Raw genomic sequence first — 25731 nt, 5'->3', positions numbered from 1 at the left:
ACAAAAAAATTGGGATGTGATTAATTTGTCGCGCGCTATCACGCACTGAGAACCATCGCTCCGGTGAAATCCGGCTGGCTGTTTTGTTCGCCGGCAAATTTGCGAAGGGCCAATGCATAAAGTTGATGCTCGGCTTTCAGAACGCGGGCCGCGAGCGCTTCGGCATCGTCACCAGCATGCACCGGCACCGCTGCCTGTGCCAGTATCGGACCTTCATCCATCCCTTCCGTTACAAGATGAACGGTGCAGCCTGCGACTTTCATACCCGCATCCAGCGCGCGCTGGTGGGTATGCAGTCCGGGGAAAAGCGGGAGCAGGGAAGGGTGAATGTTGAGAATGCGGCCTTCATAGGGAGCAATGAAACGGCCCGACAGAAGACGCATATAGCCAGCAAGGCAGATCATATCCGGCTTCAACGCGGCGAGTGCGTCCAGAATGGCATCTTCATGCGCATCCTTCGAGGTAAAGTCCTTGCGCTTGAAAACCTGTGTCGCAATTCCGGCAGCCTTTGCCTTGGCAAGGCCGCCAGCTTCTTCCTTGTCGGAAAAAACCGCCACTACTTCCGCCGGAAAATCGGCGGCTTGCGCAGCGCGGATCAGCGCCTCCATGTTGGATCCGCCGCCCGAAATGAAGATGACGACCCGCTTGCGGCTCATAGCGAAAGCGTACCCTTATAGACGACGCCGTCTTTTTCACGCTTCACCATCCGGCCGAGCGTGACGACCTTTTCGCCTTCTGCGGCAAGGACAGCCACGACTTCCTCAACCTTCTCAGGCTTCACGACGGCAATCATTCCGATGCCGCAATTGAATGTGCGCAGCATTTCATTCGGCTCGACACCGCCCGTCTTGGCAAGCCAGGAGAAGACTGGCGGAACGGAAATGGACGCAAGATCGATTTCGGCAGCGAGACCTTCCGGCAGAACGCGCGGAATATTGTCGGGAAAACCGCCGCCCGTGATGTGTGCCAGCGCCTTGATGCCGTCCGAAGCGCGGATCGCGGCAAGAAGAGGCTTCACATAAATGCGTGTCGGGGTCAGCAGCGCTTCGCCGAGCGTCGCGCCCGGCTGGAACGGGGCATCGGACTTCCAGCCAAGGCCGGAGAGTTCGACGATGCGGCGCACCAGAGAAAATCCGTTGGAATGCACACCGGACGAAGCAAGGCCAAGGATGACATCGCCTTCGGCAACATCGCCACGCGGCAGTAGACGGTCGCGTTCGGCCGCACCAACGGCGAAACCGGCAAGATCATAATCGCCATCCCGGTACATGCCGGGCATTTCAGCGGTTTCACCACCGATCAGCGCGCAACCGGCCTGCCGGCATCCTTCGGCGATGCCCGCAACGATATCGACACCCTGATCCGGCGAAAGCTTGCCGGTCGCAAAATAGTCGAGGAAGAAAAGCGGTTCAGCACCCTGAACGACGAGATCGTTGACACACATGGCAACAAGATCAATGCCTACCGTGTCGTGCTTGTCGGCATCGATGGCGATCTTCAGCTTGGTGCCGACACCGTCATTGGCGGCAACGAGTACCGGGTCTTTGAAACCAGCGGCCTTGAGGTCGAACAGGCCGCCAAAGCCGCCAATCTCTCCGTCCGCACCGGGGCGGCGCGTGGAGCGCACGAGGGGCTTGATCTTCTCGACCATCAGGTTACCAGCATCGATGTCGACACCAGCCTGCGCATAGGTCAGGCCGTTCTGGCCAACAGGCTTATCGGCGGGCTTATTTTCCATGGTCATGGCCTGCTCCTGAAATTGGGTGCTTATCCACGCAGCTGTTTAATGCATTTTCGGCAAAAGCGTGTAACGGTTTTGCTCAAGAAAAATGCGATAAACAGAGAATGTGCGCGCAATGGCACGAGACGGCGCTGCCTGCAAGGCCACAAAGCCCGAAAAGAGCCAAACAGCGCAGGATTCTGCCTGAAATCGTAAAGCACCGTCCATAACTCGATAGAAGGTTGTGTTTCGTCAGGCTTTTCGCACAGACATTGCAATCCTCAGTAACCGTTCTAACTTGTTCCCGTTCGCACTAAGATATCCGTAACGCCATTCTGCTATCAGGACTGGCTCTATCCAATACGTTTCCTGGAAATAGATGCACATGGTCAAGAAACCGACACCCACGCGCACGAGCGCCAGCCGAACGATCCGTCAGTCGGAAGCGACAGTTCGCGATGGTGATATCCACGTCAATGTGGAAGTCGGCGCGCTGACCGGCTCTTCGGTACGTCGTCAGGCGATGTTCTGGGTGGGGACCGTCGCGGTCTTCATTCTGTTTCTCGTCGTATTCAGTTCAGTGCTGTTGCCTTTTGTTGCGGGCATGGCGCTGGCCTATTTCCTCGACCCTGTCGCAGACAGGCTCGAACGTTTCGGCCTGTCCCGGCTTGCGGCCACAATCGTCATCCTGCTCATCTTCCTGATGGCGCTGATCCTCGGCCTGATGATCGTCGTGCCGATCCTCGCAACGCAGCTCGCTGATTTCATTTCCAAAATCCCCGAATACATCACCCAGTTGCAGTCGTTGCTGGCAAATGAGGATTCGCAATGGCTGAAGAAATATATCGGCATTGACAGTTCGGTCATTCAGCAGAATCTGAGTTCGCTGCTCCAGCAGGGTGCCGGTTTCCTGTCGACATTGCTTCAGTCCCTGTGGAATTCGGGGAAATCGCTGATCGATATTGCGGGGCTTTTCGTCGTCACTCCGGTGGTTGCATTCTACATGCTTCTGGACTGGGACCGCATGGTCGGCAGCATCGATTCATGGGTGCCGCGCCGCCAGCTTCATACCGTGCGCCGCATCGCCGCCGAGATGAATGCCGCCGTCGCCGGTTTCATTCGCGGGCAGGGAACGCTCTGCCTCATTCTGGGAACCTATTACGCCATCGGTCTCACGCTGACCGGGCTTAATTTCGGTCTGCTGATCGGCTTTTTTGCCGGTCTCATCAGCTTTATTCCCTATATCGGTTCCTTTGTCGGCCTGGCGCTCGCCATCGGTGTGGCGCTGGTCCAGTTCTGGCCTGACTGGATCATGATCTGTGCCGTCGCGGGTGTGTTTTTCCTTGGTCAGTTTGTGGAAGGAAACATCCTCCAGCCGAAGCTCGTCGGCTCGTCCGTGGGGCTTCATCCGGTCTGGCTCATGTTCGCTCTTTTTGCCTTCGGTTCGCTGTTCGGCTTCACCGGAATGCTGGTGGCAGTGCCCGCAGCGGCTGCAGTCGGGGTGCTTGTGCGGTTCGCATTGAATAGCTATCTCCACTCACCGATGTATGATCCTGCCTACCATCAGCCGAACCCCGACGCCGGGCCGCTGATCGAGGCAGGCGAGAATGCAGGCAAAGAGAAATGAGACTGGGTCGTAACCGGGCAGGATTTGAAACGGGATTTGCAGGAGGCCGCGATGCGTGAGGCACCGCGCCAGATTCCGTTGAATCTTGAGCATCAGCCCGGTTATCATCGGGAAGACATGATCGTCACGGATTCCAACCGTGCCGCCGTCGATCTTATCGATCGCTGGCCGAACTGGCTGTCGCCTGTCACGATCCTTGCCGGACCGACCGGATCAGGCAAGACACATCTGGCGGAAATCTGGCGCGCCGGAACAGGCGCACTTCTGGTAGACCCCACGCACATTACCGAGGAAGCCGTGAACGGCGCTGCCGAATATCCGGTGCTGATCGATGATATTGGTGCTGCGCCTTTCGATGAAACCGGACTTTTCCATCTCATCAATAGCGTTCGGCAGAATGCGGCTCAGGGGCTTGGGCCTTCCCTGCTCATGACCTCTCGTCTGTGGCCAGCCAACTGGAACGTAAAGCTTCCTGATCTTGCCTCGCGTCTCAAGGCCGCAACCGTCGTGGAAATTTCAGAACCGGACGACCTGCTGCTTTCCGGCGTCATTCACAAGCTCTTCGCGGACCGGCAGGTAAGCGTCGAACCGCATGTCGTCGCCTATCTGGTGAGCCGGATCGAGCGCTCGCTTTTGTCGGCGATCCTGATCGTCGACAAGCTCGACCGGGCGGCGCTTGAGCAGAAAAGCCGCATCACGCGCACGCTTGCCGCACAGGTTCTGGCGGGCAGCGAACAGCCGGATCGCTGAGGATGAAGATAGCGGTTACCGGGGCGGGTGGTTTTATCGGAAGCGCACTCACTCAAGTGCTGGTCGGGGAAGGGCATGAAGTCCTGCCTCTGTCCCGGAATGAACTGACTGATCCGGATTTCTCAGGTGTTGAAACGGTTGTTCATTCTGCAGCACTTGCTCACCGCACCGGCGCGGAACGACCGGATGCAGATACATTCGATGCGGTCAATCATCGACTGGCCGTAGAACTCGCGACAAAGGCAAAAGCCGCCGGCGTAAAGCGCTTCGTGTTTGTATCCACGATCTATACGATTGTGGGAAATCCGTCGCCGCTGACGCCGGACATGCCGCTGAAGCCGCGTGATGATTACGGCCGTGCCAAGGCGAAGGCGGAAGCCGATCTGCGCGGAATCAACGGGATCGAGATCGTCATTGCGCGCCCGGTTCTCGTTTACGGTCCTAGAGCGCGGGCGAACTTGAAAGCCTTGATAAAGCTCTGCAACAGCGGATTGCCGTTACCGTTCGGTCTGGCAAACAACAGGCGCAGTTTCGTGTCGCTTGAAAACGTCGCACATGCGCTGACATTTTTAAGCGTGGCGCCTGCCGAAAAGGTTGCCGGGCGGGTGTTTCATCTTGCTGAGCCGCAACCGCGCTCCACAAAAGAACTCGTGACGAAGCTGCGTGCTGCCTTGGGAAAGCCTTTGCGTCTTGTACCCGTTCCACCGGTCTTCATGCGGCTCCTGCTATCGGCGGCGGGCAAAAGCGGTCTCTACGACCAGCTTTACGGTGATCTGGTCGCAGACAGTTCATCACTGATTGAAGCAGGATTCGATTATCTGCCGGGCGACCGGCAGCTCGAAGCAATGGCGCGTGGTCTGGATTAGAGCATGTCTCCCAAAAGTCGGAACCGTTTTTGGGAAAAAGACATGCGTAAAAACAAAGAGATAGAGCGGTTCCAGCGGCTCCGTTTTAACCGGAACCGCTCTAGTTTTTCTGGCCGACAGCTTTTGGCGGCTCCATGCGTGAATGCGCTGGATTTGGAGCCTGTTTGGGTGCGGCTGCCGTTGCAGTTTGCGTCTTCCTGGCAATCGAGCCGGTGATAAGGCTTGCGCTGTCAGGCTTGTTGCGCCCACCGATAAGCTGATCTTCGTGCACCCAGCCGATCATGTTCGTCTTCGGGACGATCACGCGATGCCAGCGTCCGGTCTTTCCATAGGAGCGCATCTCGCGACCTTTTTCCACGACGCCGATAGATGGCGACTTGTCCCAGGCATTCTTATGGATGGTGAGCCGCGCCTTGGCATAAATCACCGATGGGGAGCTTGCCGGAGTGTTGACGCCACGCGGCGGCATGGAGCGTAGCGCAGCGGCGGGCGAGGATACGACAACCTGATTTGTGGGGCGCGGCGGGGTGGCGGTCTGGATTGCCGCCTGCTGCGCCGGCTTTTGCGGTGCGGGTGCCACAACGGGCGCCGCGACAACGGGTGCCGATGGACGCGGTACAGGGCCGACAGCGGCGCCGTAATCCTTCGACGGCGCCCTGCTCTCGGGGGGCTTGCTCTCGGAGGCTTTGCTGGTGACGGTCGCCTTTGGCTCGGTTCGTGCTGCGGGCTGTGTATTCGGCTTGGAAGCGGGGCGCTGGAACAGGGCTGTTATCGCGGCTTGCGGGCTCTTATGCTGAGAGGTTGCCCACAAGCTGAAGGCACCTAGACCCAAAATTGCGGCAAGCGCGAGAACGGGGGTGGATGAGCCGGAAGACTTGCCCGACGACTTGGCCGAGCGCTTTGTGGAGCGCTGGGGCGAGCGGGTGGTGCGTTTCCGTGCAGCCATCGTCTGTCTCCTGTTCGAATCGCGATGGGGAGACACTACCAATTGTTCCTTCGCATTTGGTTACCACAGCGTCTGGCGCGAACGCTGGAACGACGAAGCGGAAACAAAAAACGCCGCTTTCGCGGCGTTTCAAGGTAGATTGGTGAAGACTTACTGGTGCCCAGACGTCTTGTCATCGCAAGAGGTCTGGCCTGATGCCTTCTCTTGCTGCCGTTGGTTGGCTTCGCTTGCCTCAACTGCGTTGCGCAGCTCTGCCCATTCGCGTTCATGACGACGATAAAGCTCGTCGGAAACAGTCTGGATACCCATTTCGGTCCTCCGTTTTATCTGGTGCCCCAAATAACATGGCGAAGTCCGAAATGTTGCATCAAAAAGCGTAAGCGTTTGAAATCTTAATCGGTTTATATGTTTATAACGTCTTGCCGATTTCAATTTTCCTGAATGGAAACACCACCTTCTCCGATTTTCATCTCGATTCCGGCGGGTTTGGTCTCTTCACGATAGACATAAACCGCAAGACCCGCAGCCACGACAATCAGCGCGCCAATAATCAGATAAAGCCCGTTTCTATTCACATTCAGTCTCCAGCTTATTGGTAGTGAAGTGAAAACGCGTGCGCGTGCGATTTTGTTCCCCCGAGAGGCTTCGCAGAAAAGCAGAAAACCCACGCGAGGGGGCTCGCGTGGGTTCGTCTGTCGTTCACTTCACGTCAGTGCGTGATGGCCGGTAGTGTTTCGGTCGGAACCATGGAGGTGAATGGCGGCAGATAGGCCTGAGCCATCACCAGAAGGCCGACGAGTGCGGCCAGCGCAATGGAATGGAAGAACACATAGCGCAGGATCTTCGATTCATGCCCGTACCACTGCGTCGCGGTTGAGGCGACGACGATGGACTGTGCGTCGATCATCTTGCCCATCACGCCACCAGAGGAGTTTGCAGCCGCCATCAGGACAGGCGACAGGCCGAGCTGTTCCGCCGTGATCTTCTGCAGGCCGCCAAACAGGACGTTCGACGCCGTGTCGGACCCTGTCAGCGCAACGCCGAGCCAGCCCAGCATCGCCCCGAAGAACGGATAGACCCAGCCGGTCTGCGCGAAAGCGAGACCGAGGGTCGCATCGGTGCCCGAATAGCGCGTGACATAGCCAAGCGCCAGCATGGCCGAGATCGTGATCAGCGAGAAGCGAACCACGTAGGCGGTCTCGCCATATTCCTTCAGAAGCCTTAGCGGGTTGAAGCCGAGCACAAGTCCGCCGACCACGGCAGAGAGCAGGATGCCCGTGCCGGTGGCCGAAAGCAGATTGAGCGTATAGATCGCGGCCTCGGAATGCGCTTCGGCCACGACGGGCGGAACCTTGAACACCAGGTTGTGCAGATAGGGGATCGGCATTTTCCAGACCCAGAGCGAGTCGAGCCATGTCCGGAATTGCGGCGTGCCCCAGAGGAACACGAACACCGACAGGATAAGCCAGGGCGTCCAGGCCCGGAAAACGGTTCCGGTGGAATGCTTCGGCGGCGCTGGCATAGGGGCCGAATCCGCTTCGCCTTCCTTGCCGGTCGAGGTCCAGATTCGCTTCGGTTGCCAGATGCGCAGGAAACCGGCGAGTGCCGCCATCGAGCAGATCGCAGCGACCACATCCACCAGCCACGGCCCATGGAAATTGGACACCAGATATTGCGGAACGGCGAAGGCAGCACCTGCCACCAGCAATGCAGGCCAGACTTCCAGCATGCCTTTGCGACCGGCAAAGGCCCATATCAGCCAGAAGGGCACGATGACGGAGAAGAACGGAAGCTGGCGTCCGATCATCCCGGAGAGTTGCAAAAGGTCAATTCCGGTCACCGCCGAAAGCGCAATGACCGGCGTTCCAAGCGCGCCATAGGCGACCGGCGCCGTATTGGCGATCAGTGAAAGGCCAGCCGCGGGCAGGGGAGCAAAACCCAGCCCCATCAGCATCGCAGCCGTCACGGCTACAGGCGTGCCGAAACCCGCGGCACCCTCAAAGAAAGCACCGAACGAAAAGGCGATAAAGAGAAGCTGGAGACGACGATCCGGCGTGATGCCGGCGATGGAATCACGCAGAATATTGAACTGGCCGGTCTGTTCGGTCAGCCGATAGAGAAATATGACGTTGAGAATGATCCAGCCAATGGGCAGAAGTCCATAGGCGGCACCGTAAACGGCGGTGGCACCCGCCATGTCGGCAGGCATTCCGAAGCCGACGACTGCGATGACAAGCGCTGTCAGAAGCCCGAGTATGGCTGCGGTGTGTGCTTTGATGTGGAAAAAGCCGATACCGCCCAGCAGGACGACAATTGGCAAGGCGGCAAGCAATGTCGACCAGAACATGCTCCCCAAAGGGTCATAAACTTGATTCCAGGGCATAGGTCCTCCCTTCCTGGATGTGCAGTTCCTCTCCTTGATAATGAATGCGCCGTCGCAATTTTTTCGACGGTTATGCAATGAACGACCATCCTCTCCCGAATGGCAGTTGAATTACGAAGTGCTAATTTATGTAGACAGATAATTGGTAAGCTTACTTTACCAGAGCTGTCAATTCGCTGATTCTGCTACTTTCGGACGGGAAAGCGCTTCAAGCGCTTGCATGTAGTCTGGTCCGTGCTGCTTCAAGTTGTACCCAGGCAGGGTATCCATCAACTGCTCGTTACGTCATGCAATGGGAAACTGGTAAGATTCGCGCACAAAAATGGCGCGAAATCACCAAGCCTTCGTGCAGATCGCGCTTGGTCATCATCTTTTGCAAATCCCCAAGAGGAAAACCGCGCCTGCGGGCGCGGCTGCTGAATACATCGTTCGGGGGCTGTCAGCGTACCTCAAGCACTTCGCCAGTACGACGATCAATCACCACGCGCATATCATTATCGCGACGGTCTATCCCCCGAACAACGTAGACGTTACGGCGCCGTGAAACGCTTTCGACTTCGTCCATTCCCTCACTGCGTGCGATTCGCGCTGCTCTTCGTTCGCTGATTTCCCCACCCTCATGCATGGGGCGCCGGTCGCCATCAGGATTAACCTGGATACCATTGGGACCTATTTCGATACTCTGTGCCTGTGCGGAGGCGGTTGAAAAAGCAGCCACCATAATCACCGCTGCGATTGCCGAAAATTTGTACATGGCACCTATCCATCGTTGGTTTTGCGCCCGCCGCTGAAATGAACGGCCTAAATCTCCGCTGGTTCCTCGTGGAGTGGTCAACTCTCCTAACACGCTGAACATCCTGTGATTGCGCTCCGAAAGATTCGGACCGACGATGCGAAGCTGAGCATAGCCTTTGTGCTAGTGGTTCTGCTTTCGACATTTGCATCCCTCGGATATGAGCGCTGAGCAAATGTTGGAATCAAAAAGACCACTAGTAACTTTATGAATCTAGAGGATTTTTCAAATTTGACGTTTGAAACGGGATTGATATCGGAAGGGTATCAAACGTCAAATTCAATCCACTAGCGTCAGGTTCGAGGGCACAACATCTCCTGCAATGAGCGGTTCGGCTTATTTTTTTATTGAAGATTGAAAATAGCTCTTGCCTTAGGAATGCGAATTCTCTAGGGAACTCAACGTCCGAGAGGGCCACGGAGCGTAGCGCAGTCTGGTAGCGCACCTGATTTGGGATCAGGGGGTCGCAGGTTCGAATCCTGCCGCTCCGACCAACTTCCCCAAGATTTGATTTGGTCGATATATGAACGTCCCGGCACAGGCTGTGGCGTGCGCCTTTATCGCGTTGACATGCATTCCCGTGTAAACTATTGGCTTGGTGGATTTTCAGCTCCCCAGCGGGGCAAGAGAGTAGTTCAGGGTTCTTCAAATGGTTGCACGTATTTACCGTCCAGCTAAGACTGCCATGCAGTCCGGTCAGGCCAAGACAGATCAGTGGCTTCTGGAATATGAGCCGGAAAGCCCGCGTATGGTCGAGCCTTTGATGGGCTATACTTCTTCCGGCGATATGAAGAGCCAGATTCGTCTGTTCTTCGCCACGCAGGAAGAAGCAGTCGATTACGCAAAGCGCAACGGCATCGCCTATCGCATTATCGAGCCGAATGAGCCGAAGCGCCGCAAGGTTTCCTATTCGGATAATTTCCGCTTCGACCGGACAATGCCCTGGACGCATTGAGACGCATTGATTGCCTGTCTGGCCTGACACTTGTTTCAGGCCGGACGATGCGATAATTCGGCAGGGCTTTGCTGGCAAAGCCCTGCGTTCATTGAAATATCTTCGATCTTTTTCGAAAGGCGAGGTCCCGTAGCTCAGTTGGATAGAGCGTCAGCCTTCTAAGCTGAATGTCACAGGTTCGAATCCTGTCGGGATCGCCACCTTATTTTTCCACCCACCCAACATATTGAAATAGCTCCCCCTTTTTTGATGTGAGGGGAGTATCATGTTCTCTTCAGTTTCTTTGTGCCCGATTGAGCGAGTTTTTAGCGTTCACCTGTTTGATGTCATGCGGGGCACACCGCCCACCCGTCAATTAATTTCCGGAGGTCATCTTGCACAAGCAAACCACAACACAATTGGCGTTGGGCCTTCTGGATTGGAACCGAAAGCATCTGGTTCAAAGCGAAACGCTTACCGAGGCAATCATCGCGGAGAGATTCGCGGACCAGTTTGTCGTCAAGGCCAATGGACGCGTCCATCCTGCCAATCATTCCAATTATCTGACGTTTCTGAATGGTTTCCGCAGCACGATCCACGCTATCGACTATGATGTGCAGGAGGTTGTTGCGGAAGGAAGTTCGGCGGTGCTGGCAATGACTGCTACAGTCGTGCGTCTTGATGAAACAACGGATCAATTCGAAGCGATGCTGCTTTTGAAATTCGATGAAACTGACCGCATCACCCTCTGGCATGAAGTTTATCTGAAGACAGAATAGAGACTGTGTGGAGCTTCCCGCGATGACAGAACGCCGCGAGCACTTCGCGGCGTTTCCAGTTTCGTTCCTATGTCCATTACTGTCCGTGCGGTCCGTCAGGAACGCGGTGTCTCATATAGACTCGCGGCCCGTGATTGCCGGGGCGCCCATGCCAGCCGGGACGGTCGTGCCATCCACGACGATCCCAATGTCTGTCGCGATAATAGCGGCGATCACGATACCAATAGTCGTCGCGGTCATTGAGTGCGGAGCCTATGGCGACGCCAGCAATGAGCGGAATACCGATTAGCGCAGCCGTTCGACCGAAATCATCGGAATAACCGCTGGATGTTCCCTCTCGAAATGCCAGATAGCGCGAAGATGCCCAGCCATAGGTCGGACCGTAGCTCACCTGACACCAGCCGTAGCCGGATGTGCAGCCACGCACATTCACAGGCGCTCCGCTGGGGATGGAGCCAAGCGTCGCATAGCGTGTGCCGGGACCTGTACGAATATTGAGGTTGGTGGTGGATATGGCGTTCGCCGCCTGCGCCGCGCCCGCCGCAAATACGCCCAAGGCAACAAGGGCGGCTTTGAAAGCAAGCTTCATCGGAGTTCTCCCTGAACTGTCTTTATTGCTTGTTAAACGACATCGGCGAGAGAAGGTTCCAATCAGGTCCGCTCGGCAAGTCAGGCAGTCCAAAGTTGTCGAAAACAAAAAGCGCCGGAAAACCGGCGCTTTTGATGATCGTTGAATATGTCCGCGACTATCGTCTGCAGCGAGCCACATATATGCGGCCATGACGGTCGCGATACTGGCAATTGCCGTTGCGCAATTCGCGCACCAGCAGGCCGCCCAATGCGCCCGCACCGGCACCGATCAGCGCACCACGTCCACCGCCAGCAATGCCGCCAATGATGGCACCTGCGCCGGTGCCGATGGAAATGTCCTTTTCCGTGGTTGTGCAGCCCGTAATTGCGAGTAAGGCAACCAACCCAAGCGCCACTTTCCGCATCCCTGTCTCCTCCTGAGAAAAATCAGACTAAGTTTAAACGATTGATTTCGTGTTCGGTTGCTTTGAACCGGCAGGCCGGTGCGAAAAATATCGCAGGCCCAGGCCCAGGCCCAGTCCGGGGCCCAGTCCGGGGCGCCTCAGTGGCGGCGATGACGCAGGATGACTACAATGGCCAGTCCAGCTAGCCCAAACGCGATAACGCCTTGCAGAATGAAAACCCAGTTCATCATGATGCAGTCCTCTGACACTTACCTCGTTGAGAGGTACGTACGAATTTGGCTTCTACCTAGCGCATTTTGAACGGATGGGAAATGCAGGATGATGCCTTTGCGCTAGACCGATGAAATCATTAAATTTATTTAATGGGAGCGTTCACTTGGCATTCACATTAGCAGGCGCATTGTCCCCACATCGAATACAACAAAGGATGCCGACATGAAGAAGATCGTTATTGCTCTTGCTGCCTTTTCCTTTCTCGCAGCCCCTGCCGCAATGGCACAGCCTTATCCGTCGCATCACAGCCAGCCTTCGCACAGCCAGATGCACAAGGGTGGTCCGAAATATGATGCGCGCAAGTATGACAACCGCCGCCACCAGAGCTGGAAGAAGGGCAACCGTCTGCCGCCAAACTATCGCGGTCATGTCGTGAACAACTATTCGAGCTACAAGCTGCGCCAGCCGCCGCGTGGCTACCACTGGGTCAAGGTCAACAATGATTATATGTTGATCGGCATCGCAACCGGCATTATTTCGTCCATCGTAGCGGGCCGGTAATTCATTCGCAGGAACAATAAAAAGGCGGCCAATGGCCGCCTTTTTTGCATCTGCCATTAATTCTCAGGGCCAAAATATTTGGCTTTCAGCTTGGCAACCTCTTCATTCTCGTGGGCGCTGATGATCGCCACCGTGGCGGGTTTGACAAGCTCGCTATGGCGCGGAAAAGCAAAGCCATATTTGTCGGGACTGAAGACATTGCCGACGAGATCGAGAGGCTGGTCGGCGTGCTGGTGGGCGTAATATTCCAGCACAGGACCGTCGCCGACGATGGCTGCAATTTCGTCGTTGACGAGCGCGTTTGTTGCTTCCGGCATGTGATCGAAAGCAACGGTCGCGATGGAACGTGACTTCAGGAATTGTTCTGCAACGCTGCCCGCCCGCACGCCAACGGATTTCCCCTGTAGATCAGAAAGGCTGGAAATATTGTTGTCGATATGAGCGACCGTCATGACGCTCGTGATCGATGAGGTCATGTAGGCGATGATCGCTATGCCGAACACCATCCAGAATGTCTGCCAGATGCGCCCCACCCAGCCGAACAGGTTCTTACGCGAGGTCTTTCCGGATGTTGCAACGGAAACCACATGATAAAAGCTCTCCGCCAGCCCCTCGCGCCAGCGCTTCGGAAAGCCTTCATCGAAACGCCTGTCGAAGATCGTGAGTAATATCGTGGCCGCAACGAGAATACCGAGTATCCAGGCATAGGTTGCCAGATGTCCCGCATCATTGAGGCGGCTGATAAGGTCGTCCCAGCCGCTGCCCGCCTCGGTGTGGACCATGATACGCAAGCCTGCGTCAAACCATGGATGCGTGAAATCGACGATTTCTGCGCGGCTTTCCGTGATAGTCAGATTTGTGACGGCAGCGTCAACTTTGCCCTCGGAGACAGCTTTCACCAGTTCGGTATAGTTCGGATATTCGACATATTGCGAAGCAAGGTTCATGCGCGCGGCAATGTCCTGCCAGATATCTATGGCCATCCCGGAATAAGAATCGCCTTGCTTGTTGACGAATGGTTCGCTGACATAGACGCCGACCTGCGCAGGCTTCGCTGTTTGCTGAGCATAGGAGATTGACGAAACTGCTACTAAAAGTAGAGATAGCAGGGCTATGCATAGGCTATGATTGTTAAAGGTTTTCAGCGACATGAACGACAAAGCAGGTCCCCACATATTTCCAGTACTTACGGTAATCTCGATCTCGTCGGTATTTTAATTATATTAATATTTACTTATCAAGCTATGCGTATATTTTAATCAATATTATTATTAGTATTCACTAATGTAATTTGATCTCTGCTCTCTCGACAAATGGAACCGAACGCCTCCTGTTCAGTTATTGCGGCTAACAAGCCGAAAATAATAACGCGGCAAAAGAGGGGTTCATGGAGAGTATCGACAATCCGGATTCTGCGGTGCGTCCGATCACGTCGGCACCGCCACGCCTGCCAACCCTGGCTGCAATGGCTGTGGCCGTTGCCATTCTCTATTTTGCAAAAGACGTCTTTCTGCCGCTCGCCATAGCGGTGCTTCTGACATTCGCGCTTGCGCCGATCGTCGCTTTTCTGCGCAGGGCCGGCCTTCCGCGGCTCTTCGCGGTGATTGCGAGTGTGGCCGGTGGCTTCTTGATCGTGGCCGTTTTCAGTGCCGTGGTTGCCTTTCAGGTCTCGGAAGTCGCGCAGAATATCTCGACCTATCAGTACAACATCATCGAGAAGATCAGGACGCTCAAGGAAGCCAGCTCAGACAACAGTTTCTTCGACAGGCTCAACCGCTTTGCCGAGCGTATCGGTACTGAAATCAACAGGCCGGAACAGAAGACCCAGGCCTTGCCTTCGGATCAACCGGAGGAAAAACCGCTTCTCGTCCAGATATTCGCACCCCGTCATCCGGTCGAAACGCTCAGGAGCATCATCGAGCCGCTCATCGGCCCGCTGGCGACGACGGGCCTCGTTGTGGTCGTCGTGATCTTCATGCTGCTGGAACGGGAGGAGTTGCGGGATCGCTTCATAAGGCTTGTCGGCTATGGTGATCTTCACCGAACGACGGAAGCCTTGCAGGATGCCGGAAAGCGGGTCGGTCAATATCTGCTGACGCAGCTTGTGGTGAATATCACCTATGGCGTGCCTCTCGCTTTCGGGCTCTGGATTCTGGGTATTCCCAACGCTGCCCTTTGGGGAATGCTGGCAATCGTTCTGCGGTTCGTGCCCTATATCGGCCCGGTCATAGCGGCGATCCTGCCGTTGTTCCTCGCCTTTGCCGTTGCACCCGGCTGGAACCTGCTGCTGTGGACAATCGGGCTCTTCGTCATCATCGAACTTCTTATAAACAATGTGATCGAGCCGTGGCTTTATGGTTCGCGTACTGGCCTTTCACCGCTTGCAATCATCGTATCTGCCATCTTCTGGACGTGGCTATGGGGGCCGGTTGGCCTCGTTTTGTCGACACCGCTGACGGTCTGCCTCGTCGTGCTGGGGCGTCACGTGCCGCAATTCGAGTTTCTGGAAATCCTGTTTGGCAACGAGCCGGTGCTCGACCCGAAGGAGCGCCTCTATCAGCGCCTTCTGGCAGGCGACCCGGACGAAGCCACGGATAATGCCGAGGAAATGCTGGAACGGAAATATCTGGTCGAGTTTTACGGTTCGGTGGCGATCCCGGCCCTTTTGATGGCAGAGCAGGATCGTCTTCGCGGGGTTCTGACTGAACCGCAATTGCAGGTTGTCGCCGAAAGCGCAAAGACGCTGGTGGCCAATCTGGAGCAGATTGCGAGCGAAGAGGAGGGTGATGACGAAGAGATCGCGATTGAAAATCCTGATGGCGATGGAAGCGCATCCGATCTGGAGCTTCCGTCCGGCGAAGGCCGATCGCTTCTGACATTCGGGGGACGAAAGGGACTCGACGACACGGCGGCGATCATGCTGGCACAGGTGCTTGCCGTGCAGGGCGCTTCAGCAGAAGCCGCCGCTCATGATGCGCTCAATCCTGCCAATCTCAGGACTCTGGATCTTTCCGGTAAAGATACGCTGATGATCTGCTTTCTGGATCGTCGCGCGGCACGTCATGCCCGTTTTGCCGTTCGCCGTCTGCGACGGCTGCAACCTTCTCTGCGCATCGGTGTGGTGCTGTGGTATGATCCAGGCGAAGCACGATCCGTTGACCGGGAGGCGCTGCGGGAAGAAATGCAGGCGGATTTCGTCGCCTGCACCATGATAGAGGCCGTTGTGGAAGGGCTCTCCGAAAGAGAGCCTAAACCCTTGAAAACGGCAAAAAAGAAGGTTCGAGCGCGGTCACGCAAGATAACCGCTGCAAAACCGGCTTAGATCGCTGCAAAGCCTTTTTCGAGATCGGCAATGATATCCGGCACGTCTTCCAGACCGATCTGCAGGCGGATCACCGGTCCCGGATAGTCACCCTTGGCTACGGTCCGGTCATTGAGACGCACATGAACCGCGAGGCTTTCATAACCGCCCCAGGAATAGCCTAGACCGAAAATCTCCAGCGCATCGAGGAAGGCATGGGCTTCCTTCTGCCCGCCACTTGCAAGCACGATGGAGAAAATGCCCGACGAGCCGGAAAAGTCCCGCTTCCAGATTTCGTGGCCGGGATGGCTTTCCAGTGCCGGATGCAGAACACGGTCGACGGCAGGGTGTTTCTCAAGCCATCGCGCAACTTCCAGTGCGCTCTTGCGGTGATGTTCCAGCCGCACGCCCATGGTGCGCATGCCGCGCAGGATCTGATAGGTGTCGTCTGCCGATGTGCACAGTCCAAGTGTTCCGTGCGTTTCCAGAAGCTGCGACCAGCATTTTTCGTTGGCCGAAACCGTGCCAAACAAAATATCCGAATGACCGGATGGATATTTTGTCGAGGCGTGGATGGTGATGTCCACGCCGAAATCGAGTGCCTTGAAATAAAGTGGGGTAGCCCAGGTATTGTCCATCATGACGATGGCACCGCCCTTGTGGGCCTCTTCAGCGATGGCTGGAATGTCCTGCATTTCGAACGTGTTCGAGGCAGGCGATTCGGTGAACACAACCTTGGTGTTCGGGCGCATCAGCTTCGCGATGCCGGAACCGATCTCCGGATCGTAATACTCGACGTCCACGCCCATGCGCTTCAGGATCGTATCGGCAAAATGCCGGGTGGGATTATAGATCGAATCGACGAACAGCGCGTGATCGCCCGGCGACAGGAAGGCCAGAAGCGGAATGGTTACAGCCGCAAGCCCTGACGGCACGCAGATCGTACCTGCCGAGCCTTCCAGCGCATCGATGGCCGCGCACAATGCATCGCTGGTGGGCGTGCCGCGCGTACCATAGGTGTATTTCTGGTTGCCGGTCGCCATTGTTTCCGCATCGGGGAAAAGCACGGTTGAGGCACGGACAACGGGTGGGTTGACGAAACCATGATAATCGCGCGGCTGATAACCGTCGTGTGTCAGCCGTGTGTTTACACCCAGCTTCTCTGTCTTGCCCTGCTGCTTAGTCACGAAAATGCCTCCAGACCATGTTGCATGCTGTCCCACTGATTCTCGCCCGCCGATTCTCGAAAGAGAGGATTCTGCCGGGTCGCATCAAGGTCGGCTGCGGCAAAAAGATCTGCGATTCCGTTTGCGGCGGAAACTTTGAATACTTGGATAGAATGCACGCGGTCTGTATGCAACCTCGCGTGCCGTTTATTGCGTAAGATGCGTTTGAAAGGATATTTCTGTTATGACCGGGTCAAGCACGGGCAGCATTTTTGTTTATCCCTTTCGCGCCGCACTGGAACTCCTTCAAGCTCTTATACGCCCGGCTTACAAGGGCGCGCCGTCCTCCTGGACACTTGAAATGACCGCGATTGTCGTGCTTCTACCGTTCATTATTCTTGTGCTGCACCTGTGGGATGCCGACATTGTCCGCGTCACTGCGCAAAGTACCAATGTCATCATGGAATTCCTGCGTGCGGTGACCGATGCGATTCGCACCATTGTCTGGCTGGCAATCGGCATCGTCGTGTGGCTCGTCACCGCGGTACTGCTTTCGCCGAAACTGCGCGACAATGTCAGATCGCGGGCCAGATCGTGGTTCGTGAAACTCCATAGCTGGGCAACACTCGTGCTGACTTCAATCGTTGTCGCGAGCGTGCCGGTCGAAATCGGCAAACTCGCCATTGGCCGCGCGCGTCCCTTCCTGCTTGATGACGTGGGGGCGGCTTATTTCTCGCCTTTCAAGGGGCAGTTTCTCTATGAAAGCTTCCCATCCGGCCATTCCATGATGGCTGGCATCATGATGGTTTCGCTTTGGATATTCCTGCCGCGCTGGCGCATCCTGACAGTCCTCATCTGTATTCTCTTCGGGATCAGCAGACTTGCCGCCGGAGCACATTATCCGACGGACGTTGTCGCCGGTCTGGCAATTGGATTCGTCACGACCTGGTGGGTGGCCCGCTATATGGCGACGCGAAATATTATTTTTTCTTTGGATGACGATAGCGCGATGCCGCGCATCTGATTTCCCGCAAAGGTTGTTGTCCGGTGTGGCTATCTAGGATGGTAGTGTCATATAAATATTTGTATTAATTGAATTATATTGCTTTTCTTTGCGATGGGGCGGCATGGGTTTTATGAGTGAAGCCGCCTACCCAGAAATCGGGAAACCGTGTAAATTTTCAAATATTTGTCCCTCATCTTTTTTAAAAGCCTGCTCACCGGACTGCGTTAATGCCTTGACCAACGGCAAAAATTCGCCTTCGATAAGACCCGTGAAGGCGACAGGTTTGTCACTGCGCTCAAAAACAAAAATCGAAGACCGAAAGCGGTCTCGGGCGAGGGCAATCTGCTGTAGGGCATGGGCTTGGGAGGTCACGCGGCTTTTCCAACGGGTTTATGCAAAAAATAAAGCAACAAGAGACGCCATGAACCAATGGTTCGGCGCTCTCCAGGGAACAAAAAGGTTGCAGGCCAGATGAAAAAAACTCTTATGACGGGTGTATTGGGTGCGGCAGCGCTGTTTGGCGTCGCTTCGGGAGCATCCGCTGACACGCTTTCCGACGTGAAGGCGAAAGGTTTTCTGCAGTGCGGCGTTAATACGGGTCTTCTTGGCTTCGCTTCGCCCAACGACAAGGGCGAGTGGTCCGGTTTCGACGTAGACTATTGCCGCGCTGTGGCTTCTGCGATTTTTGGTGATCCGACCAAGGTGAAGTTCACCCCTCTTAACGCAAAAGAGCGTTTCACCGCACTGCAGTCGGGTGAAGTGGACGTCCTGATCCGTAACACGACCTGGACCATCAGCCGCGATACTGCGCTCGGTCTCGATTTTGCTGGCATCAACTATTTTGATGGCCAGGGTTTCATGATTAATTCGAAGAAGCTGTCGGGCATCAATTCCGCATTGCAGCTTTCCGGCGCTTCCATCTGCGTTCAGGCCGGTACGACGACCGAGTTGAACATGGCCGACTATTTCCGCGCCAATAAGATGGAATATAATCCGGTTGTCTTCGAGAAGATCGAAGAAGCCAATGCCGCCTACGATTCCGGTCGTTGCGACGCCTATACGACCGACCAGTCCAGCCTCTACGGGGTTCGTCTGGCGCTTGCCAATCCGGACGATCACGTCATCTTGCCGGAAATCATCTCCAAGGAGCCATTCGGTCTGACCGTTCGTCAGGGCGATTCCAAGTGGGCGGACGTCGTTCGCTGGACCCATAATGCGCTGCTCAACGCCGAGGAATACGGTATTACGCAGGCCAATGTCGAAGAGATGAAGAAGTCCGACAACCCGGACGTCAAGCGTCTTCTCGGCGTGGAAGCAGACACGAAGATCGGTACCGATCTCGGTCTCGACAATGATTGGGTGGTGAAGATCGTGAAGGGCGTCGGCAACTACGGCGAAATCTTCGAGCGTAATATCGGCGCCAGCAGCCCGCTCAAGATTGCCCGTGGCATCAATGCCCAGTGGAACAAGGGCGGCCTGCAATATGGCATCCCTGTGCGCTAACGGACCTTACTCTCCAGACTGATTATCGGCGGGTGCAGCAGCGCCCGCCGGATTTGTCGGCTCGGCAGTTTGTCCGTTTGCTATTGGCCGTGCGTCATGCGCGCATTTGAATGCTGACAAGCTGCATTTTGGAATTCAACCGCGTCTTGCAGGCCCGCAAGCTCGAGATGAGCCTGAACAGGGGATGGCAAGACCGAACGGTTCGGCATTCGATGCCTTGATTTCAGGAATTGCTCCGCAGATATGGCAGCTTTTCCTGCTCGACGTCGATGCAGCCAGCCGAGAGGCACAGGAAACATATGGCTTCCTATTCTGCAACTGAACGTCGCCAGGACAGCGGCGGAACTTCGCTCCTGTACGATCCGCGGATTCGCGGCATCTTCTATCAGGTCATTGTCTTTGGCGCGGTCATTGGCGCAATCTACTGGATCGTTGGCAACACGATCACCAATCTGCAGCGCGCAAACATTGCGTCCGGCTTCGGTTTTCTCAATGGGCGCGCCGGCTTTGATATCAGCCAGACGCTCATTCAGTACAACAGCGATTCGAACTATGGCCGGGCTTTTCTGGTCGGCCTCGTGAATACGCTTTATGTGGCCTTGCTCGGTGTCATTACGGCATCGATCATCGGGTTTCTGGTTGGTATCGGGCGCCTTTCGCGCAACTGGCTGATCCGCAAGATCTGCACGGTTTATGTGGAAGTCTTCCGCAATATTCCGCCGCTGCTCGTCATCTTCTTCTGGTATTTCGGTGTTCTGTCGGTCCTGCCGCAGGCACGTGAAAGTTTTGCACTTCCGCTCGGCACCTACCTCAACAATCGCGGCTTCTTCATGCCCGCTCCTGTCTGGGGCGAGGGGGCGTGGCTTCTGCCTGTGGCGCTTCTCGTCGGCATCGTGGCATCTATCATCGTTGCGCGCTGGGCAAGACGCCGCCAGATGGCAACCGGCAAGTCCTTTCATACGATACGCGTGTCCGCCGCCCTGATTATCGGCTTGCCAATACTGGCGCTGATCGCGACCGGTTTTCCGGTTTCGTTCGATTCGCCGAAGCTTGGAACCTTCAATCTGACCGGCGGCGCGCAGATCAAGCCGGAGTTTCTGGCCCTGTTTCTGGCGCTTTCCTTCTACACGGCGTCCTTTATTGCTGAGACGGTTCGCGCTGGCGTTCTGGGCGTCAACAAAGGGCAGACCGAGGCGGCCTATGCAGTGGGCTTGCGTCCCGGTCAGACGATGCGTCTCATCATCGTGCCACAGGCGCTGCGCATCATCATTCCGCCGCTCTCGAGCCAGTATCTGAACCTTATCAAGAACTCGTCGCTCGCCATTGCCATCGGCTATCCCGATCTTGTCGCCGTAGGCGGCACGATCCTCAACCAGACCGGTCAATCGGTCGAAGTCGTGGCGATCTGGATGGTGATCTACCTGGGCATCAGCCTGATTGTGTCCAGCCTGATGAACTGGTTCAACGCCAGGATGGCGCTGGTGGAGAGATGACAATGGAAAACGCAAATCTCCAATATGTCCGCACGCATATGGTGGATGGCGAAGCGCCGCCACGCTCCGTGCAGGGCTTTTCACACTGGCTGCGCGTCAATCTGTTCGCAACGCCTGTCGATGCGGCGCTGACCATTCTCGGCTTGCTTGCCGTGGCATGGTTCCTTCCGCCGATCATCGAGTGGCTGTTCTTCAAGGCCGTTTGGACCGGTGCGGATCGCACGGCGTGCCTGACCGTCGCGCAGGGCGGCACGCAACCGGAAGGCTGGTCGGGTGCCTGCTGGGCATTCGTGAACGCGAAATATGAGCAGTTCATCTATGGCCGCTATCCGATTTCCGAACGCTGGCGTGTCAATCTGACGGCATTGATCTTCGTCGTCCTGCTTGTGCCGCTGCTGATTCCGAAGGCCCCGAAGAAGGCTCTCAATGCGATCCTGTTCTTCTTCGTGTTCCCGGTTGTCGCCTTCTTCCTGCTGGTCGGCGGCTGGTTCGGCCTTCCTTACGTGGAAACCCCGCTCTGGGGCGGACTTCTGGTCACGCTTGTGCTGTCCTTTGTCGGCATCGCCGTGTCGCTGCCGCTTGGTATCGTGCTCGCGCTCGGACGCCGTTCAAAACTGCCTGTCATCAAGACCTTCTCGATCATCTTCATCGAAATGGTGCGCGGCGTTCCGCTGGTGACGGTGTTGTTCATGGCAAGTGTCATGCTGCCTTTGTTCCTGCCGCCGGGCGTGACTTTCGACAAGCTGCTGCGTGCGCTCATCGGCGTGGCGCTGTTCGCATCGGCCTATATGGCAGAAGTGGTGCGCGGCGGTCTTCAGGCTATCCCGCGTGGGCAGTATGAAGGCGCGGATGCGCTGGGTCTCAGCTACTGGCAGAAGACGGGACTGATCGTCCTGCCGCAAGCGCTGAAGCTGGTCATTCCGGGTATCGTCAACACCTTCATCGGTCTCTTCAAGGATACAAGCCTTGTCTACATCATCGGCATGTTCGACCTGCTGGGCATCGTCCGTCAGAATTTTTCCGATGCCAATTGGGCTTCTCCACAGACGCCTGCTACCGGTCTGATCTTTGCGGGCTTCGTTTTCTGGATTTTCTGTTTCGCAATGTCGCGATACTCTATATTCATGGAACGACGGCTCGACACGGGTCATAAACGATAAGAATAAAGGGAATAATGGAAATGAGTGCACAAAGCGCCCTCCCGCAATCCGAGCTCGGAGTGGAAGTCGACCGTTCGAAGATGCAGGTTTCCAAAACCGATGTCGCCATAGAAATCACCAATATGCATAAGTGGTATGGTGAGTTCCACGTCCTGCGGGACATCAATCTGAAGGTCATGCGCGGCGAGCGCATCGTTGTGGCGGGACCGTCTGGATCGGGCAAATCGACCATGATCCGCTGCATCAACCGTCTGGAAGAACACCAGAAGGGCAAGATCGTTGTCGACAACATCGAACTGACCAGCGACCTCAAGAAGATCGATGAAGTGCGTCGTGAAGTTGGCATGGTATTCCAGCACTTCAACCTCTTCCCGCATCTGACCATTCTGGAAAACTGCACGCTTGCCCCGATCTGGGTTCGCAAGATGCCGAAGAAGCAGGCGGAAGAAATCGCCATGCATTATCTGGCCCGCGTGAAGATTCCGGAACAGGCCAACAAATATCCGGGCCAGCTTTCAGGTGGCCAGCAGCAGCGCGTGGCGATTGCCCGTGCATTGTGCATGAACCCGAAAGTCATGCTGTTCGACGAACCGACATCGGCTCTCGATCCGGAAATGGTCAAGGAAGTGCTCGATACGATGGTGAGCCTTGCTGCCGAAGGCATGACCATGATCTGCGTGACGCACGAAATGGGCTTTGCCCGTCAGGTTGCCAATCGCGTGATCTTCATGGATCAGGGCCAGATCGTTGAACAGAACTCGCCGGACCAGTTCTTCGACAATCCGCAGCATGAACGCACCAAGCTGTTCCTGAGCCAGATCCTGCACTGATCGGATTTTTGAGCTAGAGCATGTCTCCCGAAAGTGGGAACCGGTTTCGGGATAAAGACATGCGTAAAAACAAACAGATAGAGCATTTGCAATGATTCAATCAAAACAGGAAATGCTCTAGAATCAAGACACCCGCCGGTTCGCCAGCGGGTGTTTTTGTTTATTCGTCGTGCGGACCTTCGCAGAACTGGATACGATTGCCGAAAGGGTCGATGACCGTCATCACGCGGCCCCACGGCTCATTCTCGATTCCCGGCCGCATGAAACGGTAGCCGCGCGCGTTAATCTCCTTATGCAGTTCCTCGACACCCTGCATGCGCACGAAAATATTCGCGCCGGGGCTTCCGTCGCCGTGATGTTCGCTAAGATGCAGGGCAAGCCCGCTGCGGGAAACCTGCATATAAAGCGGCATTCCCTCGGCAAAGCGATGCTCCCAATCCAGGTTGAATCCGAGAAAGCCGAGATAGAATTCGCGGGCCTTTTCAATGTCGAAAATGCGAAAGATCGGACAGGTCTGCTCAAACTGGATTGCCATTCTGAAACGCCTTTGCGACTGATAGTTCAACGAACGGGAGAGGCAATTCGTGACTGATTTTCAATGGGTGGAGAAACTCGCACCCGAGCAATATCGCGAATTTCATGAGTTTTATAGTAAAGAATGGTGGACGAGCGAGCGGACGCTGGATGAGGTCACGCATATGCTGGCCCATTGCGATTTGCTTCTCTTCTGCCTCGATGCAAAAGGCGGGATTGCAGGTTTCGCCCGCGTTCTCACCGACTACACTTTTAAGGCGCTGATATTCGATGTGATTGTGTCGGAGAAGCATCGGGGGCAGGGGCTGGGACAAGCTCTCGTGGAACGCATTGTCAGCCATGAAAAGCTGCAGCGTGTGAAAAGCTTTGAGCTCTACTGCCCGGAACGGCTTGTGCCGTTCTACGAGAAGCTTGGCTTTGTGAAGGGTACATCCTCGTTGCTTTTCAACCAGCGTTAGAGCGCGTCGCGCTCTAACTGTTTGTTTTTACGCATGTCGTCATCGGAAAACCGGTTCCCACTTTTCCGCGACATGCTCTAATCCTCGACAAACCGGCGCAGACGCTGGAGAGCATCATCCCATTGGCTGGAAACGGTTGCGAGATAGGCACGGGCGTCGATCAGTGGTGCGGGATGCAGGCGAAACCTGCTTTCCCGTCCGACCTTTTCCCGCTCGACCAGTTTTGCCTGTTCCAGCACTGTCAGGTGCTTGGTGACTGCCTGCCGGGTAATGCTGCCATTTTGCGACAGCGCCACAATTGAGCGGCTTTCACCATCACTCAGGGTTTCGATGAGCGCCAGCCGGGTCGGATCGGCGAGCGCCGCGAAAACCATAGACATATCCGTGCCGGTCACAGCTTGCCTATCGTTCATTTTCGACGTGTCTTTTGATGTTGCCGACTTGCTCCTCCCAGCCGCCTTCGTTCATCCGCAACGCCAGCGGGCGGCGTTCAGCAGGCAGGGCGTCGAAACCGCTTTCGATCACAGTCAGCCGCGTTCCGGTCTCGACCGTTTCCAATCTGAATTCCACCAGCGTCGGCGGCTCCTTGGAATAATCAATGTTGTGGTCCACCGCATAGGGATGCCAAGTGAAGGCAAAATAGCTCGGTGCCTTCATTTCCTTGATGAAGGATTCCCAAGGCTCGTGCTCGAAACCGGGATAGGTGATATGGCCAGTCGAACGGGTGCCGACGATGAATGGCCCGTCGATCTTGACCTGAAACCAGCTTCCAAACTCTTCATGATCGGTAAGGGCGCGCCATACGCGGTCGATCCCTGCATGAATGTCGACGGTCTTCACGATGCGGTCAGTATTGCTTGCAATGGTCATGATATGAATCCTCCGTAATTGGCAACTTAATGGTTGCCAATATAAGACGACCGCAAAAATACGCAACTAAAAAGTTGCATATTTTACTCGGACAGTGGAGCCTTGTCGGGAAGCGGGAACAATGTCACGAACTTTTCCGCCAGAGCACGGTCGCCTATGACCTTGAGAACATTGGCGCTTTCCAGGGCTGAAATGGGCTGTCCGCCATAGATAGCTGCGGCAAGCATGCGCGGCGAGCTTTCGAAATGGAGATCGTATTCCTGTGCTGTGCCGCGCTCTATATGAATTCCGTCATCCTCCAGCTGGGCGGTGAAATCTTCTCCGTCCAGACGAAGACCGATCACGGCGCGCATGCCGAGAGACCTGTCATGGTCCATCATGGTTCGGAGGGAAAGCAGAAAGGAAGCGGTTGAAATCGGCAGGTTAGGATCGTGCTTTGGCGAACGTGCGGCCCAACGGCCCAGCGTCTGAAGGATAGGTTCGCTCTCATAGCCCCATTCGGTCAGTTCATAGACCTGCACCGATGCCGGAGGCGGAAGTTTCGTCTTGCGAAGAATGCCAGCTTCTTCCAGCCCTTCAAGCCTCTGCGTGAGGACATTTGCGCTCACGCCCGGCAGATCAGCCCGCAGATCGCTGAAACGTTTGGGGCCGAACATCAATTCGCGCATGACCAGAAGAGACCAGCGTTCCCCAATCAAATCAAGGGCATGAGCCGCAGCGCAGGCATCATCATAACTGCGTTTAGCGGCTGGCTTTTCTGGTTTGGTTATTTTTTCTAACTTCATGGTTGCTAATTATAACTTACATGCCATTATGCACAAGCAAACTTTGAGTTCTTTCGAT

At 55.7% G+C, this 25731-nt stretch carries 29 protein-coding genes and 2 tRNA genes; 15 read left to right on the top strand and 16 right to left on the bottom strand.

Features of this window, described 5'->3' with window-relative positions; all coding sequences use genetic code 11:
- Positions 1 to 38: 38 nt before the first annotated feature.
- Together purN and purM are read right to left on the bottom strand one after the other, a co-directional pair.
- Entirely contained in the window at positions 39 to 656 is a 618-nt protein-coding gene (gene purN, locus F9K91_RS13270; protein WP_151554809.1) for a phosphoribosylglycinamide formyltransferase, read from the bottom strand.
- Positions 653 to 1744 carry a phosphoribosylformylglycinamidine cyclo-ligase gene (gene purM / locus F9K91_RS13265; RefSeq protein ID WP_151554808.1) on the bottom strand — a complete coding sequence of 364 codons (1092 nt, stop codon included), beginning with the start codon at positions 1742 to 1744 and terminating at the stop codon, positions 653 to 655. The genes purN and purM overlap by 4 nt, the downstream gene beginning before the upstream one ends.
- Positions 1745 to 2105: 361 nt before the next feature.
- Here purM and F9K91_RS13260 point away from each other — a divergent pair, with 361 nt between their 5' ends.
- From F9K91_RS13260 to F9K91_RS13250, 3 genes are read left to right on the top strand one after another with little or no spacing between them, the layout of a single operon-like run.
- A complete protein-coding gene (locus F9K91_RS13260; RefSeq protein ID WP_176037488.1) occupies positions 2106 to 3347 on the top strand; it encodes an AI-2E family transporter in 1242 nt (413 codons plus the stop codon).
- A gap of 51 nt (positions 3348 to 3398) precedes the next feature.
- Positions 3399 to 4097 (top strand): DnaA regulatory inactivator HdaA, encoded by a 699-nt coding sequence (gene hdaA, locus F9K91_RS13255; protein WP_151554807.1) that lies wholly within the window; start codon positions 3399 to 3401, stop codon positions 4095 to 4097.
- Between the two features lie 2 nt (positions 4098 to 4099).
- Positions 4100 to 4963, top strand: coding sequence for an NAD-dependent epimerase/dehydratase family protein (locus F9K91_RS13250; RefSeq protein WP_151677958.1), 864 nt, complete (start codon positions 4100 to 4102; stop codon positions 4961 to 4963).
- A 100-nt stretch (positions 4964 to 5063) separates the two neighbouring features.
- Here the strand turns inward: F9K91_RS13250 and F9K91_RS13245 are convergent, their stop codons facing one another.
- From F9K91_RS13245 to F9K91_RS13230, 5 genes are all read right to left on the bottom strand, one after another.
- Entirely contained in the window at positions 5064 to 5909 is an 846-nt protein-coding gene (locus F9K91_RS13245) for a hypothetical protein (protein WP_151677957.1), read from the bottom strand.
- Between the two features lie 150 nt (positions 5910 to 6059).
- Positions 6060 to 6218 (bottom strand): hypothetical protein, encoded by a 159-nt coding sequence (locus F9K91_RS26005; RefSeq protein ID WP_010661697.1) that lies wholly within the window; start codon positions 6216 to 6218, stop codon positions 6060 to 6062.
- Positions 6219 to 6337: 119 nt separating this feature from the next.
- On the bottom strand, positions 6338 to 6484 hold the full coding sequence (locus F9K91_RS13240; RefSeq protein WP_010661698.1) for a hypothetical protein: 147 nt from the start codon (positions 6482 to 6484) through the stop codon (positions 6338 to 6340).
- A gap of 134 nt (positions 6485 to 6618) precedes the next feature.
- On the bottom strand, positions 6619 to 8292 hold the full coding sequence (locus F9K91_RS13235; protein WP_151554804.1) for an L-lactate permease: 1674 nt from the start codon (positions 8290 to 8292) through the stop codon (positions 6619 to 6621).
- A gap of 439 nt (positions 8293 to 8731) precedes the next feature.
- A complete protein-coding gene (locus F9K91_RS13230; protein WP_151554803.1) occupies positions 8732 to 9046 on the bottom strand; it encodes a PepSY domain-containing protein in 315 nt (104 codons plus the stop codon).
- Between the two features lie 456 nt (positions 9047 to 9502).
- Between F9K91_RS13230 and F9K91_RS13225 the strand changes: the two genes are divergently transcribed.
- From F9K91_RS13225 to F9K91_RS13210, 4 genes are all read left to right on the top strand, one after another.
- Positions 9503 to 9579: transfer RNA gene (locus F9K91_RS13225), tRNA-Pro, on the top strand.
- 155 nt (positions 9580 to 9734) lie between these two features.
- Positions 9735 to 10040 (top strand): ETC complex I subunit, encoded by a 306-nt coding sequence (locus F9K91_RS13220; RefSeq protein ID WP_061347344.1) that lies wholly within the window; start codon positions 9735 to 9737, stop codon positions 10038 to 10040.
- A gap of 123 nt (positions 10041 to 10163) precedes the next feature.
- Positions 10164 to 10240, top strand: a tRNA-Arg gene (locus F9K91_RS13215).
- Positions 10241 to 10414: 174 nt separating this feature from the next.
- Positions 10415 to 10798 (top strand): hypothetical protein, encoded by a 384-nt coding sequence (locus tag F9K91_RS13210; protein ID WP_235912981.1) that lies wholly within the window; start codon positions 10415 to 10417, stop codon positions 10796 to 10798.
- A 76-nt stretch (positions 10799 to 10874) separates the two neighbouring features.
- On the opposite strand, the gene F9K91_RS13205 is transcribed toward F9K91_RS13210, so the two are convergent.
- Positions 10875 to 11387: an SH3 domain-containing protein gene (locus F9K91_RS13205; protein WP_061347347.1), complete on the bottom strand. Its 513-nt coding sequence runs from the start codon at positions 11385 to 11387 to the stop codon at positions 10875 to 10877.
- 157 nt (positions 11388 to 11544) lie between these two features.
- Positions 11545 to 11793, bottom strand: coding sequence for a YMGG-like glycine zipper-containing protein (locus F9K91_RS13200; protein ID WP_061347348.1), 249 nt, complete (start codon positions 11791 to 11793; stop codon positions 11545 to 11547).
- 435 nt (positions 11794 to 12228) lie between these two features.
- Here F9K91_RS13200 and F9K91_RS13195 point away from each other — a divergent pair, with 435 nt between their 5' ends.
- Complete coding sequence (locus F9K91_RS13195) at positions 12229 to 12567, top strand: RcnB family protein (RefSeq protein ID WP_151554801.1); 339 nt, start codon at positions 12229 to 12231, stop codon at positions 12565 to 12567.
- A gap of 56 nt (positions 12568 to 12623) precedes the next feature.
- On the opposite strand, the gene F9K91_RS13190 is transcribed toward F9K91_RS13195, so the two are convergent.
- Positions 12624 to 13550: a transporter substrate-binding domain-containing protein gene (locus tag F9K91_RS13190; protein ID WP_235912977.1), complete on the bottom strand. Its 927-nt coding sequence runs from the start codon at positions 13548 to 13550 to the stop codon at positions 12624 to 12626.
- A gap of 404 nt (positions 13551 to 13954) precedes the next feature.
- On the opposite strand from F9K91_RS13190, the gene F9K91_RS13185 reads away from it, so the two are divergent.
- Positions 13955 to 15889 carry an AI-2E family transporter gene (locus F9K91_RS13185; RefSeq protein WP_151677956.1) on the top strand — a complete coding sequence of 645 codons (1935 nt, stop codon included), beginning with the start codon at positions 13955 to 13957 and terminating at the stop codon, positions 15887 to 15889.
- Here the strand turns inward: F9K91_RS13185 and F9K91_RS13180 are convergent.
- A complete protein-coding gene (locus F9K91_RS13180) occupies positions 15886 to 17055 on the bottom strand; it encodes a cystathionine beta-lyase (protein ID WP_151677955.1) in 1170 nt (389 codons plus the stop codon). The genes F9K91_RS13185 and F9K91_RS13180 overlap by 4 nt on opposite strands.
- 223 nt (positions 17056 to 17278) lie before the next feature.
- Here F9K91_RS13180 and lpxE point away from each other — a divergent pair, with 223 nt between their 5' ends.
- Positions 17279 to 18058, top strand: coding sequence for a lipid A 1-phosphatase LpxE (lpxE, locus tag F9K91_RS13175; RefSeq protein ID WP_151651825.1), 780 nt, complete (start codon positions 17279 to 17281; stop codon positions 18056 to 18058).
- A 126-nt stretch (positions 18059 to 18184) separates the two neighbouring features.
- On the opposite strand, the gene F9K91_RS13170 is transcribed toward lpxE, so the two are convergent.
- Positions 18185 to 18412, bottom strand: a complete 228-nt coding sequence (locus tag F9K91_RS13170; RefSeq protein WP_151554797.1) for a hypothetical protein — start codon at positions 18410 to 18412, stop codon at positions 18185 to 18187.
- A 99-nt stretch (positions 18413 to 18511) separates the two neighbouring features.
- Between F9K91_RS13170 and F9K91_RS13165 the strand changes: the two genes are divergently transcribed.
- The 4 genes from F9K91_RS13165 to F9K91_RS13150 all read left to right on the top strand — a co-directional run bounded on the left by F9K91_RS13165 (position 18512) and on the right by F9K91_RS13150 (position 23026).
- Positions 18512 to 19543 (top strand): amino acid ABC transporter substrate-binding protein, encoded by a 1032-nt coding sequence (locus tag F9K91_RS13165; RefSeq protein WP_151554796.1) that lies wholly within the window; start codon positions 18512 to 18514, stop codon positions 19541 to 19543.
- A gap of 299 nt (positions 19544 to 19842) precedes the next feature.
- Positions 19843 to 21036 (top strand): amino acid ABC transporter permease, encoded by a 1194-nt coding sequence (locus tag F9K91_RS13160; protein ID WP_151554795.1) that lies wholly within the window; start codon positions 19843 to 19845, stop codon positions 21034 to 21036.
- A gap of 2 nt (positions 21037 to 21038) precedes the next feature.
- Positions 21039 to 22196, top strand: a complete 1158-nt coding sequence (locus F9K91_RS13155; protein ID WP_151554794.1) for an amino acid ABC transporter permease — start codon at positions 21039 to 21041, stop codon at positions 22194 to 22196.
- Positions 22197 to 22216: 20 nt separating this feature from the next.
- On the top strand, positions 22217 to 23026 hold the full coding sequence (locus F9K91_RS13150) for an amino acid ABC transporter ATP-binding protein (RefSeq protein ID WP_151554793.1): 810 nt from the start codon (positions 22217 to 22219) through the stop codon (positions 23024 to 23026).
- A gap of 160 nt (positions 23027 to 23186) precedes the next feature.
- On the opposite strand, the gene F9K91_RS13145 is transcribed toward F9K91_RS13150, so the two are convergent.
- Positions 23187 to 23561 carry a glyoxalase superfamily protein gene (locus tag F9K91_RS13145; protein ID WP_151554792.1) on the bottom strand — a complete coding sequence of 125 codons (375 nt, stop codon included), beginning with the start codon at positions 23559 to 23561 and terminating at the stop codon, positions 23187 to 23189.
- Between the two features lie 49 nt (positions 23562 to 23610).
- On the opposite strand from F9K91_RS13145, the gene F9K91_RS13140 reads away from it, so the two are divergent.
- The gene (locus F9K91_RS13140) at positions 23611 to 24018 is read left to right on the top strand and encodes a GNAT family N-acetyltransferase (RefSeq protein WP_151554791.1); all 408 of its coding nucleotides are present in this window, start codon (positions 23611 to 23613) and stop codon (positions 24016 to 24018) included.
- 77 nt (positions 24019 to 24095) lie between these two features.
- On the opposite strand, the gene F9K91_RS13135 is transcribed toward F9K91_RS13140, so the two are convergent.
- From F9K91_RS13135 to F9K91_RS13125, 3 genes are all read right to left on the bottom strand, one after another.
- Entirely contained in the window at positions 24096 to 24431 is a 336-nt protein-coding gene (locus F9K91_RS13135) for an ArsR/SmtB family transcription factor (RefSeq protein ID WP_176037485.1), read from the bottom strand.
- A complete protein-coding gene (locus F9K91_RS13130; protein ID WP_151554790.1) occupies positions 24421 to 24888 on the bottom strand; it encodes an SRPBCC family protein in 468 nt (155 codons plus the stop codon). The genes F9K91_RS13135 and F9K91_RS13130 overlap by 11 nt, the downstream gene beginning before the upstream one ends.
- Before the next feature lie 83 nt (positions 24889 to 24971).
- On the bottom strand, positions 24972 to 25673 hold the full coding sequence (locus F9K91_RS13125) for a winged helix-turn-helix transcriptional regulator (protein ID WP_151677954.1): 702 nt from the start codon (positions 25671 to 25673) through the stop codon (positions 24972 to 24974).
- Positions 25674 to 25731 lie beyond the last annotated feature (58 nt).

Origin of the sequence: Brucella tritici (assembly GCF_008932295.1) — a bacterium.
Lineage (GTDB): Bacteria > Pseudomonadota > Alphaproteobacteria > Rhizobiales > Rhizobiaceae > Brucella > Brucella tritici.
Note: the sequence above shows the minus strand (reverse complement) of the source record. Positions and strands in the feature narration are given on the sequence as shown.